Source organism: Leptolyngbya sp. AN10, from assembly GCF_050565645.1.
Taxonomy (GTDB): domain Bacteria; phylum Cyanobacteriota; class Cyanobacteriia; order Leptolyngbyales; family Leptolyngbyaceae; genus Leptolyngbya.
In genome coordinates this window covers 29,227-50,836 of sequence record NZ_JBNXVP010000014.1, presented here as the reverse complement: position 1 = coordinate 50,836, position 21,610 = coordinate 29,227, and the positions used below count along the sequence as shown (strand labels likewise).

The 21,610-nt window shown below is 46.3% G+C and carries 14 protein-coding genes and 1 riboswitch; of the genes, 7 read left to right on the top strand and 7 right to left on the bottom strand.

Translation table 11 applies throughout. The features are described from left to right. Positions 1–39 precede the first annotated feature (39 nt). From ACQ4M5_RS19960 to ACQ4M5_RS19940, 5 genes are all read right to left on the bottom strand, one after another. Positions 40–2,931, bottom strand: coding sequence for a hybrid sensor histidine kinase/response regulator (locus tag ACQ4M5_RS19960; RefSeq protein WP_430677426.1), 2,892 nt, complete (start codon positions 2,929–2,931; stop codon positions 40–42). 3 nt (positions 2,932–2,934) lie between these two features. Then, the gene (locus ACQ4M5_RS19955) at positions 2,935–5,724 is read right to left on the bottom strand and encodes a methyl-accepting chemotaxis protein (RefSeq protein ID WP_430677425.1); all 2,790 of its coding nucleotides are present in this window, start codon (positions 5,722–5,724) and stop codon (positions 2,935–2,937) included. An 86-nt stretch (positions 5,725–5,810) separates the two neighbouring features. Continuing rightward, a complete protein-coding gene (locus tag ACQ4M5_RS19950; RefSeq protein WP_430677424.1) occupies positions 5,811–6,320 on the bottom strand; it encodes a chemotaxis protein CheW in 510 nt (169 codons plus the stop codon). Between the two features lie 3 nt (positions 6,321–6,323). Beyond that, entirely contained in the window at positions 6,324–6,701 is a 378-nt protein-coding gene (locus ACQ4M5_RS19945; RefSeq protein WP_430677423.1) for a response regulator transcription factor, read from the bottom strand. A 32-nt stretch (positions 6,702–6,733) separates the two neighbouring features. Next, positions 6,734–7,789: a response regulator gene (locus tag ACQ4M5_RS19940; protein ID WP_430677422.1), complete on the bottom strand. Its 1,056-nt coding sequence runs from the start codon at positions 7,787–7,789 to the stop codon at positions 6,734–6,736. A 921-nt stretch (positions 7,790–8,710) separates the two neighbouring features. Here ACQ4M5_RS19940 and psaK point away from each other — a divergent pair. The 5 genes from psaK to hemN all read left to right on the top strand — a co-directional run bounded on the left by psaK (position 8,711) and on the right by hemN (position 13,774). Continuing rightward, a complete protein-coding gene (psaK, locus tag ACQ4M5_RS19935; protein WP_430677421.1) occupies positions 8,711–8,971 on the top strand; it encodes a photosystem I reaction center subunit PsaK in 261 nt (86 codons plus the stop codon). Between the two features lie 259 nt (positions 8,972–9,230). Further along, positions 9,231–10,442, top strand: coding sequence for an acetate/propionate family kinase (locus ACQ4M5_RS19930; RefSeq protein ID WP_430677420.1), 1,212 nt, complete (start codon positions 9,231–9,233; stop codon positions 10,440–10,442). 132 nt (positions 10,443–10,574) lie between these two features. Then, positions 10,575–11,651, top strand: coding sequence for a magnesium-protoporphyrin IX monomethyl ester (oxidative) cyclase (acsF, locus tag ACQ4M5_RS19925; protein ID WP_430677419.1), 1,077 nt, complete (start codon positions 10,575–10,577; stop codon positions 11,649–11,651). 12 nt (positions 11,652–11,663) lie between these two features. Next, entirely contained in the window at positions 11,664–12,401 is a 738-nt protein-coding gene (locus ACQ4M5_RS19920; protein WP_430677418.1) for a heme oxygenase (biliverdin-producing), read from the top strand. 11 nt (positions 12,402–12,412) lie between these two features. Then, positions 12,413–13,774: an oxygen-independent coproporphyrinogen III oxidase gene (hemN, locus tag ACQ4M5_RS19915; RefSeq protein WP_430677417.1), complete on the top strand. Its 1,362-nt coding sequence runs from the start codon at positions 12,413–12,415 to the stop codon at positions 13,772–13,774. Between the two features lie 57 nt (positions 13,775–13,831). Here the strand turns inward: hemN and pgmB are convergent, their stop codons facing one another. Together pgmB and ACQ4M5_RS19905 are read right to left on the bottom strand one after the other, a co-directional pair. Beyond that, on the bottom strand, positions 13,832–16,732 hold the full coding sequence (pgmB, locus tag ACQ4M5_RS19910) for a beta-phosphoglucomutase (protein WP_430677415.1): 2,901 nt from the start codon (positions 16,730–16,732) through the stop codon (positions 13,832–13,834). Positions 16,733–16,751: 19 nt separating this feature from the next. Next, positions 16,752–19,157 carry a sucrose synthase gene (locus tag ACQ4M5_RS19905; RefSeq protein WP_430677414.1) on the bottom strand — a complete coding sequence of 802 codons (2,406 nt, stop codon included), beginning with the start codon at positions 19,155–19,157 and terminating at the stop codon, positions 16,752–16,754. A gap of 236 nt (positions 19,158–19,393) precedes the next feature. Between ACQ4M5_RS19905 and ACQ4M5_RS19900 the strand changes: the two genes are divergently transcribed. Beyond that, on the top strand, positions 19,394–19,588 hold the full coding sequence (locus tag ACQ4M5_RS19900; protein ID WP_430677413.1) for a winged helix-turn-helix transcriptional regulator: 195 nt from the start codon (positions 19,394–19,396) through the stop codon (positions 19,586–19,588). A gap of 84 nt (positions 19,589–19,672) precedes the next feature. Beyond that, positions 19,673–19,765, top strand: a riboswitch (TPP riboswitch). Between the two features lie 7 nt (positions 19,766–19,772). Further along, positions 19,773–21,143, top strand: a complete 1,371-nt coding sequence (thiC, locus tag ACQ4M5_RS19895; RefSeq protein ID WP_430677412.1) for a phosphomethylpyrimidine synthase — start codon at positions 19,773–19,775, stop codon at positions 21,141–21,143. Positions 21,144–21,610: the final 467 nt, after the last annotated feature.

Below are 21,610 nucleotides of genomic sequence, written 5' to 3'. Positions count from 1 at the left end.
TTTGACAACATTTCAGACGAAATTGCCAAACGAAAACCCTCACGCTGGGACAGCCGATTGAACCATATTTTCCAAAGTTCGTAATAGAACTTGTTCGTTATAGGGTTTTGAAAAGTATGCCGATGCGCCTAAGTTCTCAGCAAGCTTTCGGTGTTTTTCGCCACTCCGAGAAGTTAGCATCATCACGGGAAGCTGTGAGAGTTGATTGTCCGATCGCAGTTTTGCTAAAAATCCATAACCATCTAATCGCGGCATCTCAATATCACAGATGACCGCTTGTACGGCTAAACCTGCTTCGAGGCGCTCGATCGCGTCCTGTCCGTCTTTGGCTTGTTCGACTCGATAGCCCGATCGCTCTAGCGTTAATGCTAAGAAGCGCCGTACATTGATCGAGTCGTCTACCACTAAAACAGTTGGGGTTGAACTTCCGGGAAGTTCTAGACGGGGCGTTAAGCTGGCTCTAAGTTGATCACGGAATGTGTTGTCGATCGCGGGTTGGGCTTCCGATCGCTCACAGCTTGTAATCCACCGAATCAATTCTGTGACATTCACGAGCGGGACAACGCGACCATCACCGAGAATCGTTGCACCACTAAATCCAGTGGGTAAGCCTAAGTTGCCCTCTACTTTCCGAATGGTTGCTTCTTGTTCGCCCCAACAGCGATCGATGTGAACTCCGAACCATTGTGGGTCTTGATGGAGAATGATCACACTCGGAGATGCGATCGTGGAAGGCGTTTCATAGCCGTGTGGAATTCGCGGACAGTTGAACCGGAGCCATTTTTGCAGTCGAACCAGTTGCACCATGTGAGCTTGCCAGTTCAATACTTCACTACCAGGTGTTTGAATGACCTGATCCGGTTGCAGTAAGAACAGTTCAGACACCACATCGGTCGGGAATGCCAGCAACATTCCAGCACTTTCCACGAGCAATACTTTGACCGTCGAAAGCGTGAATGGAACAGATAGCGTGAACGTTGTGCCCACTCCTGTTTTTGTGTTGACGCTAATCTCGCCCCTGATTTGTTTGAGATTGCTCCGAACCACATCCATTCCAACACCGCGACCGGATAAAGCTGTGACTTGACTGCTCGTACTAAATCCAGGTTCAAAAATCAGCGACAACAGTTCTTCATCACGAGCCGCATCAAGTAACACGGGATCAAGCCCCATCTGTTCGGCTCGATCGCGAATTTTGTCGATCGGGATTCCTTCCCCGTCATCTCGAACCGTAATCACCGTTCGATTTCCTTCATTTGAAGCTCGAATTTCGATCACTCCTTCCGGGGATTTACCACGAGTTTCCCGCACGTTCGGCGATTCAATACCATGATCAAACGCATTGCGTAATAGGTGCATCAAAGGATCGCTTAGAGTTTCGAGAATATTACGATCGATCAATGTCCCCGCACCGCCCATATCAAATCGAACTTGCTTCCCATATTGCAATGACCATTCCCGCAAGGCACGAGGAAAACGGTTCAAAATGTCCGAAATTGGGCGCATTCTCAACTGAGACAGACCACTCTGCATCTGTTTCGCGGTCTTGTTCAAATTCCGAGCAGCTTGATCCGTATCATCCAAGCTGAGATCGATATCTTCGGTAACTTCTTGAAGCTGTACGATCGTTTCCATCACCTGCTGAGAAAGCAAGTGCAAATCGCCATATCGATCGAGTTCTAACGCATCAAATCCCGCTCGACGGCTTGATCCATCGGTTAACGCTCGCTGTCCAACTAAAGTGACGCGATCGTATGCCATTCTCAGTTTCGAGTTCACCAGATCGAGGGTTTGTACTCGCTCGTGCAAGGTTCTTGACAGTGCTCTTAATCGCTTGTGATACAGATCCAAACCATTCCGATCGATCGTTAATTCCCCAAATAAATCATTCAACTGATTTAACTGCCGCACCGGAACGCGCACTGTTGCATCTTCATCCTGTGCAACTGAAACAGGTTCGGGTTCTGCTTCCAGCACTTTGAAATCAGTCACTTGAGGTTCAGGAGGAGCCGATCTTGCAGGAGCCGGAATCGGTTGAAAATCGGTGTATCCTGCTTCGTCAATCGTATCGAGTGCTTCAGTAAACCAATCCCCAACACTCGGTTCAAGCACAGACGACATTTCGGTGAAGTCAGAGAGGTCTGGAAGTGAACCCTCGATCGACACGGGAATCTGATCGTATTGACCTGCGATCGCAAACATCTGAGCCGTTCGCCAAGACTTCAGCGCATTTTCAGCAAGCCAGATCGTTTCGACTTCTGAATTTTCAACCTGTTGCGAAATCGATCGACAAAGATGAATAAAATGGGTCAATTGCAGCATTTCACCCAGTCCGCCCAATTCTTGCGCCAGAATCGAAACTTCCTCGCGCAAACAAGGCTGATCTGGTGTCGCTAAAACGGCTTCCAATCGCTGTAAACAGCCCTCGACTTCACTCTCGAACAGCAATGGCACAATGTCCTGACCTTCTTCGGGAGACAGTACCGATGCTGCATTTTCTTCTTGGGGATCACCCAATTCTGAGTGCAGCGCATCAAATACGGGATAGGCTTCAACCGAGAGCCAATTCGCATCCACACAAGAAGCTTGATGACGCTGTAATGAGTCTCGATCGAACTCCACCACCTGCCGCAAACAGCCGACCGCTGCTAACAACAAATTCTCTAATCTCGGAGTAACTGCGATCGATTTATCAATCTTCAGCACCTTCCAGGAATCTTCAAGCCGATGGGCAAGCTCACTGAGAACCTGAAACCCCATCATTCCCGCACCCCCCTTGATCGAGTGCGCGGCTCGTAATGCTGCATTCACTTTGGCAGCATCGATCGGATGACTCGACACTCCCAAAATCGTGGCATCCAGCGTGTCTAGATACTCTTGCGCCTCGTCGAGAAACTGGCGGCGAATTTCAAGCTCTCTATCTTGCTTCATCGGTTAGCTCACCTTAAACGCGCCCACTGATTCCTGTAGCTCTTTTGCCACATCCACGGTTCCCCGCAGCGATCGAGAAACATCGAGCGAAGCCGCAGAAGTTCGTCCCGCTGCTTCTACAATGTCCTGCATCAACTGTGTGACCGCATCTGAGGTTTGTACCTGAGTTACGGTTGCATCTGAAATCGACTGCACCAGATCATCAATGCGTCGGGACACTAACAGAATTTGCTCTAAACTCTGTTTCGCGTTATCCACAAGTCTCGTTCCTTCCACGACCTGAGAGGTGCCTTGTTCCATCGCTTCGACCACTTCTGAAGTCTCACGCTGAATCGTGGCAACAATTTGTTCGATTTCACGAGTTGCGGCTGCCGATCGTGCTGCCAATTCCCCCACTTCTTCTGCGACAACAGCAAAACCTTGAGAGCCTTCATCTGCCCGCGCTGCCTCAATCCCAGCGTTAATTGCGAGTAAGTTCGTTTGCATCGCGATTTGATTGATCAGCGAAACCACTTTAGAAATTTGCTGAGAAGATTCACCTAAGCGTTTCACTTTCTTCGCGGTTTCACCGATCGTATCTCTCAAGCCAAGAATGTTCTGTACCGTTAACTCCATCGCGATTCCGCCTGCTTCAGCGGTCGAAGAAGCTTCACGGGCAACATCGGCAGCTTGTTGGGCACTGCGCGAAACCGTTTGAATCGATCGCACCATGTTTTGGACAGAGTTCAGCGTTCGAGTCGTTTCATCCGCTTGTTTGACGGCTTCTGCTGAAAGTTGGCGGATTGCTTGCTCATCAGTGTTCAGCGAATCGTTCACTTGAACGGCTGCTGTTTTCACCTGGGTGACGATTTGACGGAGACTTTCTACGATCGAGTTAAAGAAGTCTGCAACCGTTCCAATTTCTCCAGCGGTCACATCTGCCCGAACGGTTAAATCACCGTCTACTGCCCCTTCAACATCGCTCAACAGATCAATAAGTTGCATTTGCAATTCTTCTTTTTGTTGTTGCCGTTCCTCGGAGAGTAGTTCTGCGGCTTTTCTGGCTTCGTCAGTTTGTTGCAGCAAGATCGCCTGGTCGAGTGCATATCCGATCTGAGCCGCTAACTGTCCGAAGAAGTCGATTTCCTCAGCTTTCCACTGACGCGGACCTGAACATTGATGAGCACAGAGTAACCCGATCAATTCTTTGTTCTGCATGATCGGAGCCACAATGTTCGCTTGAACTTCTAAACGTTCCAAAATCTCACAGTGACAGTGCGTTAGGCTCGTTTTCCGCAAGTCTTCCATCGACCAAACTCGACCATCGCGATATCGATCGACTAAAGAAGCTTCCATCGGATCGTTAATGATCTTACCCAGTGCCTTTGTCCAACCGGGAGCGATCGATTCTGTCGTAATCGTGCCGCTTTGATAGTCCGGTGCAAATCGGTAGACGACGACGCGATCGACTTTGATAAAATCTCGAATCTCATCAACACCCGCAGTGAAAATATCATCCGGAGAAAGCGATCGACGAATTTTCACCACGATCTGATTCAATAATCGAGCGCGATCGGCACTTTCGGTTTGCTGATCGACAAAGGTTTGCAACTGTCCTGCCATCAAGTTGATGTTGCGTCCCAAAACGCCGATCTCATCTTCATTCCGAACCGTCAGGCGTGTGTCTAACTTACCTTCTCCAAGTTCTTTCACTGCGCTCGTTGCTGCCAGAATCGGACGAGTTGCACGATCGGCTAACCATTTCGCCAACAATCCAGTTAGAACAACCGCCGCTCCGGTTCCAAATAAAAATGTCCAAAGTAGCTGTCTCTGAGGAGCATAGGCGATTTCAGTCGGTACAGAAAGTACAACATCCCAGCCGAGATCAGGTAAGCGATCGCGTCCCGTCCACGGTACAAAGCTCGTGAGAACTTCCTCAGTATCGTTGCCAATCGTAGAATTAATCACGCGAGAATTGAGCGATCGACGCGATTGAATTTCCGAAAACTGCGAATACACCGAAGTTGCAATCTGTCCGATCTTAGCTTCTTGCGAGGAGAGGAAGATCTGATTACTCGCATCTAAGATGCTAAATTCTGCCCCTGTTCGATTGTAGTTTTGTAGTTCCGATGCCAAACTTTTAATTGGCATCACAGCCCGAATAATCCCAGTCCGTCGATTGGTTCCGCTTTCTTGAACCGGAGCCGTGACGTAAACCATATAAGCGCCAGTGCTATCAGAACGAATCGGACGACTGATCAAGACACGATTCGACTGAACAGCAGCACGGAAATAATCCTGATCCGCTTGTGACCCGATCGAACTGCGATCGTTTTGCAGCACCACATTGCCATTCAGATCGAACAGGGCTACGCCTTCATAGACTCCATGCGCTTCAATGAATTGTTCGAGGAGCGCTCGTTTCTCATCTTGTGAGACCGCATCTCGAACCGCTGGAACCGTTAACACCGGGATGCTTGAGAGTGACTGGACATCCGCCGTCCGCTCTGCCATAAAGCTTGTCACTCGTTGACTCAGCGTACTTGCCAATGTTTCTTCTGCGGCAATGATTTGTCTGGTGATCGATCGATTCGCAAAGGTGTATGCGATCGTACCAATTGCCAGAACAGGCAGCGTTCCAATTGCGATCGCGAGAAGGGTCGCTTTCGTTTTCAGGCTTAATCGCTTCAAAGCTGCGACTGAGGGAACCTGATTCAGGGTCGGACGTTTTACAGTCGTAGCTTTTGAGGGCAATTCGATCACAGCAGGTTGGACGGGCTGATCCCGCTGGGCTGTGTTTAGTTGATCAACCATAAGTCAAAGTTCTTGAACGGGTAGGTAGGGTAGATGAGAAATAAGTGCATACGATCGCCTGATGAATAGAACACAGAGAACAAACATTAAGAATGCTGGAGGAGCGGCGCTTGTAAAATCGCTTCACCATCCAGCATGAAGATCACGTCTTGAGCCTGCAAAATACAGGCGCGGGAATAAGGAATCAGTCCTTTTGTCACATGGCTCGGAACAGGTTGCAACGTATCTGGGAGCGCCCAAGCAATGCCATCGACTCGTTTTACGGCTGCCGCCACTGCGATCGATCCCGTCCTCAAAATCACGATGTCATATTGCTGCGGACTGTAATCTAATCTGCCAACATCCAGTAGCATTGCCAGATCAAGCACCCACAAGACTTTACTGCGACGGTGCATCAAGCCTAGAAGTCCTGGCATCATGTTCGGGATCGGGGTGAGGTAGCGCGGTTGCAGTACCATCACTTCCTGAACCTGTCGCATCGGTAAGCCGACTTGTGTGCCTTGTCCGACTTCAAATTTGAGATAGCTTTCTCCTAGATTCGGGGGCGTAATCTCGCCGCGACGGGTCGTTGCTAGGGTCAAAACTGAGTTATCCACGGGTTATCCTCCGACCGATCGCACAGCGCGAATCAGTTGCTCTCGTGTAAATGGCTTCGTGATGTAGACATCCGCACCCTGTCGCATTCCCCACAAGCGATCGATTTCCTGTCCTTTAGAAGTACAGATAATAATCGGCACTTTCTGAGTTTCGGGATTTTTCTTCAAACTGCGGCATAGTTCAAATCCGCTCATTCCCGGCATCACCACATCGGTAATGACCACATCGGGTTTAATCTCGATCGCTTTCGTGAGTGCATCTTTGGCAGAGACAACCCCGATCACACTATAGCCACCTTCGCGTAAATAATGGCTCAGTAGTTCCATTTCGGAGGGCGTATCTTCAACGACTAAAACCGTTCCCATTAAAGTTAGGCTCATAACAGTTCACAGCAAATAAAAAGGGGCATGAATTAACTGAGGTATCGAAACACAGTTTTCACCAGTTCCGATTGGGTAAAGGGTTTCGTCAGATAGCCCGTGGCTCCGACAATTTTGGCTTTGGCTCGATCGATGAATCCAGTGTGTCCTGTCACCATAATGATCGGAGTTTGCTTAAAGTTTGGATGCCGACGTAACAAAGAACAAAGTTCGTATCCATCCAAATTCGGCATTCCCACATCGAGCAAAATAATGTCCGGTTTGCTCCGAACCACCTGCATCAAGGCTTTTACCGGATCGTTAATCATGATCACCGACATACTAGAGTCATTTAAAAAGGTGCTGATGGCTTGTAAGACGGTCGGACTGTCATCGATACAAGCGATCGTGTATTGTGCCTGAGCGGTCGGAGTTGCTACCGCAGGAGGGACTGGAGTGGTCGGAACTGGAATTCTTGCCGTTGCGGGTTCTGTGGGAGGTGCAAAGCTTAAAGGTCTCGTCTGTGAAGCGGGAATGCTTGGAACTGGGCTGGGTAAAGGAAGGGCTGCATCTGAACTGGTGGCTTTGGGAACTGTCACTCTTCGTAGTTCTGTATGGCAGCGCTCTACGATCGGGCGTAAATCTAATTGGCAAAGATCGGGATAGTCTAAGAAACTCGATTTTGCGATGATTTCATAGATTCCTTCGGTCACGGTGAGAAACGGTTTCAGAGCTTCGATCGCAATCAACTCAATTAGTTCCCGTGCGCTCGATAGTTCTAAAAACCGTTGATCCAGCAACCATTGAATGGCTTGATAATCTGCGCTATTTGCCGGATAGCTACCAGACACCGCTTCAAACTGCCGTAAATGCGATCGATTCAGGAGTTTGAGCGAAGGAACGTGATCGATCATCTGGTCGAGGACGCGATCGAGTCGATCGAAGGGTTGTGCTGAATTGGTTGCAAAGGCGAGCTTGCCCTCATCCAAATACAGTAACCAAGAGGTCGAGCCGCTCATAATTTGTAAGCATCCATCGACGCGACGGCTAATTAATTGTGCCAACAGTGGCATCGGTTGGAGGCGTTGAAACGGTCTGTGACTAACCATAGCTAACCATAAACATTAGGCGAAGTTTTCGATCGATAAAGTTCGCTTCTACACAGATTGCAGGTGCATTTCTCATCGACAAAGTTTATTCGGTGATCGGCGGAAAAGCTGACGGCAATTCACTTATAGGAAGCCTATCAGGACAAAGAACATTCGTGCCATCTTAATAGAAACTTGATGAAGATAGAGGAATTCCCTCATACTTTAGTTCTCCATTCGTAAATACAAAAATCCGAACCACCTAAACGATAGTTCGCTGACCTGATGTTGATTTCCGAATACTTCCTCCAACGAAAAATTAAGATTCACCCGAATTGATATCGCGATTTTGTTTGCTCACTCAATTCGGTATCAACTCCTGACGAATGACGGAAAGCGATCGCAGGAACTGTTTTAGTTTAACTACGATCGAGATGGCGATATTTTAGGGAATCAGAGTTAAAACCCTCAGTATTTCAGGTCATCTTTAGGGTACTGGTAACTTTACCAAATAATCAAGTAATATCTGTATGTTTTTCATACTGAATGTAGTGGGATATACCGATTTTTTTAATTGAACTTAATGCGATCGCGCCTGAAGTTTCCTACCTCTATTGGGTTTTAAGCGATTTCGCCGAATTGTTCACTGTTTCTACTTGCTTTGAACTTGTGAGACAAAATACAGCGATCGATATCATTTGAAAATAGAAACTAATCAATGAATAATCGCAATTTCGGAGATTTGTGTATTAGATAGAACACTCTATTTTTTTTCGGAATGATACGTAGATTAATGGGTGTAATAAATATAACTCAGTGAGTCTTTGTATCAGACTGCATAGAAACATTAACTATTACTGCGATTTAGACTGTGAGATTAGCGATTCTGGTAGAAATTCACTATTCAAAACATTGTGTTGTGAAAGAAGAGGAGAAACGATCTTGTTAACTTCTACTATTCTGGCAGTTGCGCCGAGAACGTTAGAGTGGAGTCCCACCGTCGCCGCAGTGATGATCGCCTGTAATGTATTCGCGATCGCGTTTGCGAAGTTCACAATCAAAGCTCCGAGTGCGCCGCCTGCAATGCCAGCCTCGAATATGTTTGGGGGTTTTGGCTTGCCTGCGGTGATCGGAAGTACTTGCTTTGGTCACATTCTCGGTGCAGGTGTGATTCTCGGCTTGTCGAATATGGGCGTTCTCTAAGGAGATTTCTACGAAAGAGCTTACCGTCTGAGAGACTGCCCTTCGGCTTCGCTCAGGGCGCAATTTCTAGCTGACTGAGCGAAGCCGAAGACAGCGGGTAATTTGTTTTCGATAAATCTCCTAACGTCGGTCTGTGCTTTATTGGTTTTACTCAAAGATTGTGAGCCAGAGAAGTGATTCTTTGGCTTCTTTTATGCTGTTTGAAGGATGGAACCGTTAAAGTAGAGTCGCTTCGATTGACGAATTTGGAGGCTTATTGATGAAAGTTCTCGTTCTCAATGCTGGTTCAAGCAGTCAAAAAAGCTGTCTCTACGATCTGAATGAATCACTACCGATCGATCCGCCACATCCTTTATGGGAAGCTCAGATCGATTGGACAGTTCAATCTGGAAAAGCCGTGCTGAAAATCAAAGCGAACGGAAAGAAGATTGAACAAACGATCGATTCAAGCGATCGAGCAACCGACACTCAACAAATGCTGAAAACGCTGTTTGAAGGTGAGACGAAAGTGATTCAGCACAAGAGCGAAATTGACATCGTTGGACATCGAATTGTTCACGGAGGACAACAGCATCGTCAAAGTACTCTGATTGATCGATCGGTGAAAGAAACGATTCAGGATCTCGCTCGATTTGCGCCGTTACACAATCCAGCAAACTTGCAAGGCATTGAAGCGATCGAGCAAAGTTTAGGGGATGTTCCTCAAGTTGCAGTATTTGATACCGCATTTCACTCAACTTTGTCTCCTGAAGCAAGCATCTATCCCATTCCTTATGAATGGTACGAGCAAGGAGTCCAGCGATATGGCTTTCATGGAATTAGTCACCAGTATTGCGCGAATCGTGCGGCTCAATTGCTAGAGCGCGAGTTGAATAGCTTAAAGTTAGTGACTTGTCATTTAGGAAACGGTTGCTCGTTAGCTGCGATTCGGAATGGTCAGAGCATTGATACAACAATGGGATTCACGCCACTAGAAGGTTTGATGATGGGAAGCCGATCGGGTTCAATTGATCCGGGTGTTGTGTTGTATCTGATGAGAGAAGGTCATTATTCGATCGATGAACTTGAAAAGCTGTTAAACAAGCAATCAGGCTTACTTGGAATCTCCGGAGTTTCGAGCGATCTGCGGCAAGTCCTCAATGCCAACACAGAACAATCAAAACTGGCAATTGATACTTACATTCATCGACTGCGATCGCACATTGGCGCAATGATCGCAAGCTTAGAGGGAGTCGATGCGATCGTGTTTACTGCTGGTGTGGGTGAAAATTCTGCAATGATACGATCGCGCACTTGTGAGGCATTTGGCTGGTTAGGGATTGAAATTGATCAAGCTAAAAATGAAGCTTCACCTGTGGATCAAGATATTGCAATGTCATCGTCGAAAGTTCGAGTGCTGGTGATTCATACCGAGGAAGATTGGGCGATCGCACAGGACTGTTGGAAAATTGCTCAATCAACATTTCTTTAGAAACGACTCTAAGCCTGTGTGCGTCTCAATGCTTTACTTGAAGTAACTATCTAGAACAAGAGGTAACATACTTGTGAGCGATCGCAGATTCAGAGAAAGTGATGCAAGTCACGTCATTTGAGCTTTCGCGCTATGGTCAGTGCAACTTCTCGCCCTGAATTACCGAATCAAACTTCTGGGATCAAAACACCTGTTCAAGAAACACTATTAACGCCTCGATTTTACACGACTGATTTTGATGCAGTAGCTCAGATGGATTTATCTGAGCAAGCAGCAGAACTCGAAGCTGTCATCGCAGAACTTCGGGCAGATTACAATCGCTATCACTTTGTTCGCGACAACACGTTTGAGCAAGACTGGACTCAGATTAGTGGAGAAACGCGCCGAGCTTTTATTGATTTTCTAGAGCGTTCCTGCACGTCAGAATTTTCTGGCTTCTTATTGTTCAAGGAACTGTCTCGCAAGCTCAAAACTAGCCAACCGCTCCTTTCAGAAGCATTTCATCTACTCGCACGAGATGAAGCGCGTCATGCGGGATTTTTGAACAAAGCAATGGCAGATTTTGGACTGTCGTTAGATTTGGGCTATCTCACGAAGCATCGAACCTATACCTTTTTCCCGCCAGAATGGGTGATCTACACGGTCTATCTATCAGAGAAGATTGGTTACTGGCGTTATATCTTGGTGTATCGCCATCTTGAACAACATCCCGATCTGCAATTCTATCCATTGTTCCGCTACTTTGAGCATTGGTGTCAGGATGAGAATCGGCATGGTGATTTCTTCAAAGTGTTGTTGCGATCGCAGTCTAAGCTCTGGAAAGGTTGGAGATCGAAACTCTGGGCGAGATTTTTTCTGCTCACTGTATTTGTGACTCACACTTTGACTGTGTTAGAGCGATCGTCGTTTTACGATTCGCTGGGAATTGATCCACAGCAGTACAACAAAGATGTGATTCAACACACGAATGAAACTACAAAACGGGCTTTTCCGAGTGTTTTAGATACGGAGCATCCGCAGTTCTTTCCTCGATTGGAAAAATGTGCGATCGCGAATCAACATCTAACAGATATCTCGAATTCTGCTCGTCCGAAGTTCATTCAACTGATTCAAAAACTACCTTGGATTGCGGTGATTGTTTGGCAGATGTTACGACTCTTTTTCCTGCCTTCAATTGATGCTGAACTATCCCGCTCTGAAATTCATTAGGAGATAATCATCATGTCTGATTTATCGATTCGTTTGCGAGAAGAAACTCAAAACGCGCACACGCTTGCAGAAAACACGGTCTTTATGAAGTGTGCTACCAAAGGCGTTGTTGAACGGGAACCATTACGCAAGCTGTTTGCTAATCTGTACTTTGTTTACAGCACTTTGGAAGCAGCATTAAAGCGAAAAGACAATCCGATTCTTCATGCCATTTACTTTCCAGCACTGAATCGGACTGAAGCTTTGGCGAGCGATTTGGAATTTTATTACGGTGAAAATTGGCGATCGCAGATTACCGCTTCTGAGGCTGGATTGTGTTATGTCGATCGCATTCAAACTTTAGCGAATACGAATCCTGCATTGCTTATTGCTCATTCGTACACGCGCTACATGGGCGATTTGTCTGGTGGACAACATCTGAAGAATGTGATTCGAGTTACTTTGTCGCTCCCTCCGAATCAAGGAACTCAATTCTACGAGTTCGATCAAATTGCGACTCCTGAAGCGAGACGATCGTTCAAAGAACAATATCGCCAAGCCTTAGACAGCTTATCTTTAACCAGCCTTGAGATTGAACAAATAGTTGCAGAAGCGAATTCTGCGTTTGGACTGAATCGAGATGTGCTACATGAACTTGAAACCGATGTGAGAACTGCGATCGATCCGCAAACTTTGAATTTGCTAATTCAATACGATCGTCCTGGTAGCACAGCGCATTCAACCCCACGAGAATCCGTTTTGCAACAATAAGGAATACTTTGATGAAACAACTATCACAGACTGTCGAATTCGATGCGACATTGTTGAATCAATACAATCAGCCTCTACCTCGCTACACGAGCTATCCACCCGCTACAGAGTTAAGTGCTGATTTTAACATTGATGATTTTCGAGCCGCGATCGAACTCGGCAACAGTCAGCAAACGCCTCTTTCCCTTTACTGTCACATTCCATTTTGCGAAACGCCTTGTTACTTCTGCGGTTGCAATACGATCATCACGCAGCGAAAAGAAGTAGCAGAACCTTATTTAGGCTATCTGGCACGTCAAATTCGCCAAACGGCTCAATTGATCAACTCCGATCGCAAAGTTCACCAACTCCATTGGGGCGGCGGCACACCGAACTATCTAGATCAACAGCAAATTGAGTTTCTTTGGAACCAATTGCATCGTTATTTCCAGATAGATGATGCCGCAGAACTCTCGATCGAGGTCAATCCGCGCTATCTCGATCGTAGTACAGTTCACTTTCTCAGACAGATTGGCTTTAATCGCATTAGTTTTGGCATTCAAGACTTTAATCCCCAAGTACAAGCTGCGGTCAATCGAATTCAGCCTGAAGCTCTGTTATTCGAGGCAATGGGGTGGATTCGAGAAGCTGGATTTGAAAGCGTGAATGTAGATTTAATCTATGGCTTACCGTTTCAAACCGCAGAAACATTTCAACAAACCGTTGAGAAGACGATCGCTTTAGATCCCGATCGCATTGCTGTGTTCAACTTTGCCTATGTCCCTTGGCTCAAACCAATTCAGAAACGAATTTCGGAGAGCACACTGCCGAATTCTGCTGAAAAACTCAAGATTCTGCAAGAAACGATCGCGCAATTGACACAGAAAGGCTATGTCTTTATCGGCATGGATCACTTTGCTAAACCGGATGATGAATTAGCGATCGCACAACGAGCCGGACAACTTCATCGCAACTTCCAAGGCTATACAACCAAGCCTGAAACGGATCTGCTCGGTTTTGGTGTCACTTCGATTAGTATGTTGCAAAACGTCTATGTGCAAAATCATAAGCGTTTGAACGACTACTATAGTTCGATCGATGCTGGCAACCTCCCGATCGAGAAAGGAGTTTTGCTGAGTCAAGATGATCTGATTCGGCGGAAAGTGATTATGGAGTTAATGTGTCAGTTTCAACTCTCGAATCGTGATTTCAGTGATTATATTGATGAAGCGCTTCCACGACTTGAGACACTAGAAGCGGATGGATTGATCGAGCGATCGAGCGATGGAATCGAAGTTACCTCAGTTGGACGATTGTTGATTCGTAATATTGCAGCAGTCTTCGATCAATACCTTGGTGAGCAAACGACTCCAACGTTTTCTAAAGCGATTTAGTCAATTGATGAGTAGAAGCGATCGGTAGATAATCGACCTCTTCTACTCATCCAAACACTATCGAATCAATTCCGCCTGTCTATCTTCTTCTTTCGCGGCTTGCTGCAATTGTGCAAGTAAATCCGTCCAATGAATTTCTAAGCTGGACAATACTACGTGAGCTTCACCGACACGCTCTTCTGGACCTAATCCCACTGTCCACATGTGTCCTGCTAAAGCAGCTTCGACTCCCGCAGCAGCATCTTCAAACACAACGCACTGTTCTGGAGCAAGTCCAAGTTCTTTTGCAGCAAACAGGAACAGATCAGGAGCAGGTTTGGGACGTTCTACACTGTGACCATCTGCGATCGCATCAAACAAATCTGCAATTCCTAGCTTCTCAATCACAGGAAGAGCATTCTTACTTGCTGAACCGAGAGAAATCTTAATCCCTGCTTGTTTCAGTTCTTTAAGCAATTCTTTTGCCCCAGGCAGCAAATTATCCGGTGAAATAGTCCCGATCGATTCAACGTAGTAATTGTTCTTACGCTCCATCATTTCCTGGATTTGCTCCTCGCTGTAAGAACGATCGCCAATGATTTTCATCAGAGATTCACGGCGAGAAATGCCTCGGAGAGCTTCGTTGGCTTGTCGATCGAAGGGCAAGCCTTCCTCGTCTGCAAGTCGTTGCCAAGAGCGGTAATGATATTCGGCTGTATCGGTGATGACCCCATCGAGGTCGAAGATTGCGCCTTGAATGTTCAAAGAATCAGTCATGATTGTTTTGGATGAATCAGGTCTTAGATCAAAGTCGTGCCATTTGCCGCGCCAATGCAGGCGGAATTTTAGCCGCGTCCAACCGGGGGGAAGATGCGGGTGTGCAAAAGGTTCATCGCCAAATTGGACACCTCCAAAGCCAAGCACAACGGCTTGCCAGATGCCACCTGCGGACGCGCCATGAATACCCTCATGAGCATTGCCGCGAGTATCTTCGAGATCGACTAACACAGCCTGCATGAATCTCTCATAAGCTTCAACGGTCATGCTTAGATCTGAAGCTAAGATCGCATGAATCGCAGGACCTAAAGATGATCCATAGGTGATGTCGGTTCGAGGTGCATAATAGTTCCAGTTCGTTTCTAAAGCTTCTTTTGAGTAAGGAAACTCTTCAGATTGCCGCATGAGATAAAGCAGCATTAATACATCTGGTTGCTTCAGAACTTGAGCTTTATCTGCTCCATCAATCCCAAGAATTGCCTGCATTGATTTAGTACGCGGCTCATAGTCTTGAAGGTTGATATCTTTGAGCTTGAAGAAATCTTCTGATTGTTCGATCAAGCCTGACGGATGGTACGAAATCCAAATATTCGTTGCAATATCTTGCCAGCGCGATCGACGTTCTGGCGTGATCTTTAATCGATCGCACAAGTCTTCTAATCGCTCTGGATAACACTCTTTTAGCCAATCATAGATATAGATTGCTTTTTCCAAATGCCACTGTGCCATTCGGTTCGTAAAAGCATTGTTATCCACATGCTCATGATATTCATCTGCACCAATCACTTCGCGGATTTCGTAGCGTTCATAGCGTGTACTCCACTCAGTTCGGCTCATCCAGAACACTGCTGTATCGAGAATGATTTCGCAACCATAATCGCGCATCCATTCATCATCTTCGGTCGCTTGCCAGTAGTACCAAGAAGCATAAGCAATATCGGCACTGATGTGAATCTCGCGATCGCGACACCAAATCCGAATGTCTTCCCCATACGGATCTTTTGGTAATGCCCATCTCGGAGTCACTTCGTCGCCTGTATCCGCACTTTCCCAGGAGTACATTGCGCCTTTGTAGCCATAGTAAGCAGCTTTACGACGTGCGCCCTCGATCGTGTGATAGCGATAGGTGAGTAGATTTCGAGCGAGATGCGGCTGAGTAAAGGTAAAGAACGGCAGAATAAAGATTTCTGTGTCCCAGAAAACGTGACCGCGATAGCCAAATCCAGAAAGCGTTTTCGCAGGAATGCTGACTCGATCGTTGTGTCGAGCAGCGGCAATCAACAATTGGAATAAGTTATATCGAACTGCAAATTGAGCACGTAAGTCACCTTCGATGATGATGTCACTTTGCTCCCAAGTTTCTGCCCAGCTTTGTTCATGGGCTGCAAAAAGCGTTTGATAGTCAGGGAGTGCAGCAAGTTTAGACTGAGCAAATTTTACTGGAGCTTCGACATCGCGAGAGGTGTAGATTGTGATCAAGTTCTCGATCGTAATCGTTTCTCCAGCCTGAGCCATGAATGTTGTCATCAGCGTTGGATAGCCTGGAACATTCGTCGTTTGAACTGCTCCTTCTGCACCAATTAATGACAAGCTCGAAGCCATTGCAAGCTCAATATGTGAAGTACGAGTGCGGACTTGCAACCAAACACCATGCTCGGTTTTTCCTTGTCCTAACTGTTCCCAATGGTTAAAACCTTGATTTTCTGGATAACCATTGATACTTGCTTGTACTTCAACGATCGCATCTTGTTCGGGTGTAATCTGACAGCGCAATCCGACAACATGCTCATCTGCCAGACTTGCGAATCGTTCAAAGCTTAATGAGACAGTTTTTCCATTTGGACTACGCCATTTTACCGATCGAGTTAATACCGCCCGCTTCACATCTAACTGACGTTCGTAACTGAGAATTTCACCCTGATCCAACCGAAAGCGATCGCCGTCCACAATGATCAACAGCGGCAACCAATCTGGACAGTTCACCAACTCGGTATAGACGACAGGAACATCATCGTAAACACCGTGAATCAAAGTAGCAGCCTGGGATTGAGAAAAGCCTTCCTCAAAACTGCCGCGAGTACCAAGATAGCCATTCCCGATCGTAAAAACAGTTTCACGGGAATTGAGCAATTTTGGATCGAATTCGGGTTCGATCACTGTCCAGTCGGTGTAGATCAAGAGAGAGCGGTCGGTCTGGGTCATGGCACAAAAACTCCGGGAGTTATTGGTTTTGGTGTTGTTCTAGAATCAGTTCGGCTCTGGGTTTGTAAATCAGATGGAATAGAGCGTCTAGATAGTGCAGCAAAGACTCTCGGCTATCACGATGCACATAGTTCCAGAAACTATACAGTTTGGTCAGCAGTAAAAGACGCTGCGTATGTCGTGTCCAATTGTACTCATCTTGAATCCGGTGAATGCTGCGATTTGACATCAATTGCCAATAATCGGGGTCAGCTTCGGCACGATCGATGAACTCTAGAATCTTCCGCGCCGAACCCTCCAAATCCGTAGGGTTAATCAAAAATCCATGTCTATCGTCTTCGATAATCTCCGTGGTTCCTCCGAATGCAGTTACAAATGATGGTAGTCCAGAAATCATCGCTTCGAGCAACACTCTGCCAAATGCTTCAAATCGAGCAAAATGAACAAAAATTCCTTGGCGATCGGCAATGCAGCGATACATTTCACCGAGATCAGGATTAGACAGGCGTTCGCCAATCCAACGAATTTGATCGTGCAATTGGTAATGGTCAATGAGACGGTGTAATTTTTCAATCTCTTCGGCTTCGGGTGCGTTAATGGCTTCTTCAACGCGAAGTTTATTAGTGACAAGGATTAAATTACAACGCTGCTGAAGTTCGGGACTCCGACCAAAACATTCCACGAGTCCCGATAAATTCTTCACAGCGGTCAATGGCGCAACCGCAAGCAGAGGAATGCGTTGGGGATCAGCAAGCTTGCCAAAAATGGTCGGAGATTCTTGCTCGAAAATCAGATCCGAAATGCGATCGCGGTCTTGGGTCGATCGCGGATTTGTATACGGGAAAAAGACCCGCTCATCCACTCCGGGGGAAACGCGATTGAATTTCGGATTAAACAATTCAATTCCGTTGGTCACATGATAAAGCTGCGGCATGGTGAAACACTTATAAGATTCGTACTGCCCGATCGTCTCCGGAGAACCCACGATCTCTTGATACGACGAAGTGACAATAAAATCAGCCGCATTCATGCTGATTAAATCTGCGGTAAATTGCGCGGAAAAATGATACTGCGGTTCTAGATCTTGCCAGTACAGGTTACTAAATAGATGTTTTGGCTTTTCGAGTGAGTGAGCAATGTTGCAATGCGTCACGTTAAGCTGACGTGCCATCAATGCTGCAACTAAGTTTCCATCACTGTAGTTTCCAATAATCAGATCAGGCTTACTGCCCATTTGCTGAAGTAGTCGAGCTTGGGCATCGATCGCATAAGTCTCCAAATAGCCCCAGATATCAAATTTAGAAATCCAATTGTCTGTGACCTTCGGATTAAATTCTCGGAATGGAACCCGCAGAATCCAAGCATTTTCCGTGTCATCGATCTTTTCAAACGGCAAGGCGCAGCTAGTTCCTTCACAGTTCGGAATCAATCGAGTCAGAACAATAACTTGAGGCTGAATGTTGAGAATGTTCAATCCAGCCAGTTCAATGTTCTCGTGCAATTGTCGATCGAGGTTGCGTGCCTGATCCAGCACATACGCCACTTGTCCAAGGGTTTCCGGTCGTCCTAATTCCTCCTGCCCAACCCAACCATGAATCGAAATAGATACAACTCGGAACACGGAAGGAAATCGTGCAACAAATGCCTCCAGAATCGCGCTTTGAGGCGTTGCGATCATTTGATCCAACAATTCCATCATTTCTCGTGCACGTTCCGCTGTGTTGCCCCATCCAGGCTCAAATCCGAGCGTTTGTAACTCTAGATGACTTTTTTCATACGGCTCTTCAGCAGGGCGCGATCGGAGAATTTGAATGGCTTGTTTAATCTGCTTCGCTAACTGTTCCCCAGACTGAATCTGAGTGTTGGTTAACAATGGAATGCCATCATACTGATGTCGATTTAGCACATCAAACAGAATGTTCAACCAATAATCGCGATCGTCAATCACTTGATTGGTAAGATAGCGATTCAAAAAGCCAACACCCTCACCAATGTTGCGCGGATCATTGATCGTCGGACTTCCCTCATAGAAAGGAGTAACATCGATCTCGAATAAATTGGCTTGGGGACGACCCACAAAGCGATCGCGAGCTTCGAGCAAGGCTTTTGGCGGCATCACCTCACATTCAGTCAGTGCAGAATCGAGTGCCCAAATTTCCTGACTGCCAATCCACGATCGCAGAATTACCCAAACGCGATCGTCTTCGAGTAACAGTTCGTGACTGTACTGAATCAGATGTGCTAGATGTGAAGCGTGTAGAAAGTGTGCAGGTTTGCGAGTTTCTTGGCAGTATTCAGCAAAAGCTTGGAGAATGTCATTTTTTAGAATGTATCGCTGATCCGATCGACGAAATCGATCGATGATGTGCTGAAGAACTGCTTTTTCTTCAGAGTTTTGCAAAACAGTTGAAATCAGTTGATTCATAACAACGTTCCACCAAGTGGCTAGAGTTTGACTCACTTCACGCGACTCGATGGACGAGAAATCAGTAACTCCAATTACACCAAAACAACGGCTTCCATCAAGTCACAGCTTACCTATCGTACTTATAGAATCTCGACCGGGAAAATTCACCTAGCCAGCGGTAGAGATTTGTAAACGTTTCAAAATCTGTAATGGAATTAGGTCAGTGTGGAATTTGTTGAATCTCCTGAAGGCATTTGACCAATATTTTGAGCGATCGACTCCGTAAACTTGAAGAACTAGAACTGATCGAAAAACAACCCTATAGCAATCATTCGCGCAGAATGAACTATCAACTCACTGAGCAAGGCGAGAGCTTGCGTCCTGTGTTGAGATCAATCATTAAATGGGGCTTGGCGAATCTGCCGGAAACTTCGATTCGAGTAAATTAGCGATCGCACTTCGACATCAATCTTTTTACATCAGCAACGAACTGTACAAGTTGAGTATTTTTGTCGCCAACCTGATACCATAAGCAATCAAGCTAGGGGTGTCCACATGGGCTGAGAACAAACCCTTAGAACCTGAGACTGGGTAATGCCAGCGAAGGGAAGCGACTTATTAGAGGAAAAATTTATGCGGACAGATTGGATTGCCAAACGTCAAGGGCAGGACAACGTTTCTCAGATGCACTATGCCCGAAATGGTGTAATCACTGAAGAGATGCACTATGTCGCCCAACGGGAAAATCTCCCAGTTGAATTGATTCGCGATGAAGTTGCGCGGGGTCGAATGATCATTCCAGCAAACATCAATCACCCGAATCTGGAACCGATGGCGATCGGGATTGCCTCCAAGTGTAAGGTCAACGCCAACATCGGTGCTTCGCCCAATTCTTCCGATCTGAGTGAAGAAGTTGCCAAGCTGCAATTAGCGGTGAAATATGGCGCAGATACCGTGATGGATTTGTCCACAGGTGGCGGCAACTTGGATGAGATTCGGACGGCGATTATCAAAGCTTCTCCAGTTCCGATCGGAACGGTTCCGATTTATCAAGTTCTCGAAAGTGTTCACGGCAATCTCGAAAGTTTGACTCCTGATGATTTTCTGCATGTGATTGAGAAACATGCTCAGCAAGGAGTCGATTACATGACAATTCATGCTGGGTTGTTGATCGAATACTTGCCGTTGGTGCGATCGCGCCTTACTGGAATTGTCTCTCGCGGTGGCGGTATCATTGCTCGCTGGATGTTGCATCATCACAAGCAAAATCCACTCTATACGCACTTCGATGACATCATTGAAATCTTCAAAAGATATGATGTGTCCTTTAGCCTAGGCGATTCTCTCCGTCCGGGTTGTACTCACGATGCCTCTGACGAAGCTCAACTTTCCGAACTTAAAACTTTAGGACAACTGACTCGCAGAGCTTGGGAACACAATGTGCAAGTGATGGTCGAAGGTCCTGGACATGTTCCAATGGATCAAATCGAGTTCAATGTTCGTAAGCAAATGGAAGAGTGTTCTGAAGCACCTTTCTATGTGTTGGGTCCGCTTGTGACTGACATTGCTCCTGGATATGATCACATTACTTCTGCGATCGGGGCTGCGATGGCAGGTTGGTACGGAACTGCAATGCTCTGCTATGTCACGCCAAAAGAACATTTAGGACTACCGAATGCTGAAGATGTTCGCAACGGATTGATCGCGTACAAGATTGCTGCACACGCGGCGGACATTGCGCGGCATCGACCGGGGGCACGCGATCGAGATGATGAACTGTCGAAAGCACGATACAACTTCGACTGGAACAAGCAATTTGAACTGTCGCTTGATCCAGAACGCGCTAAAGAGTACCACGATGAAACGTTACCTGCTGATATCTACAAAACGGCTGAATTCTGCTCGATGTGCGGACCTAAATTCTGCCCAATGCAAACAAAAGTGGATGCGGATGCGCTGACTGAATTGGAGAAGTTCTTAGCGCGTGAGAAGCAGACGGTTTAGGTTGAGTTGACACTTCAATTTTGATCCCGTTTTCTTTATGGAAGGCGGGATTTTTTCAGGCAGAATTTACGGTGATGTTTCGATGAATGATCACGAGTTGATGCTGCGGATAGAGATTGAGCGGGTTTTGAGACTCAAGCTTTTATTCGATCGTGAACTGGGTCTTTTTTCAAAGTTAGCTCAGTTCCAGACTTTAACGAAATGGCTCAATTTATAATTGAGAACACTGAGGATTTTGTGGAATAGAGAAGAGATTTTTCTTCCAAGTAAGAGCAAGGAACGGCAGACCCACTCTGTATAATTGCTCATATTGAGAAGTTATCCGGTTTAGAATTGGTATAAATCCTAAAGAATAGGGACTTATGCCGATTCCAAACCAGATAATTCCTTGCGGAAGCATATTATTCCGATAGAGAAGTTCTAATCAGAAGAAATAATAGTTATGCCGTTCAATTTTTGATAAAATT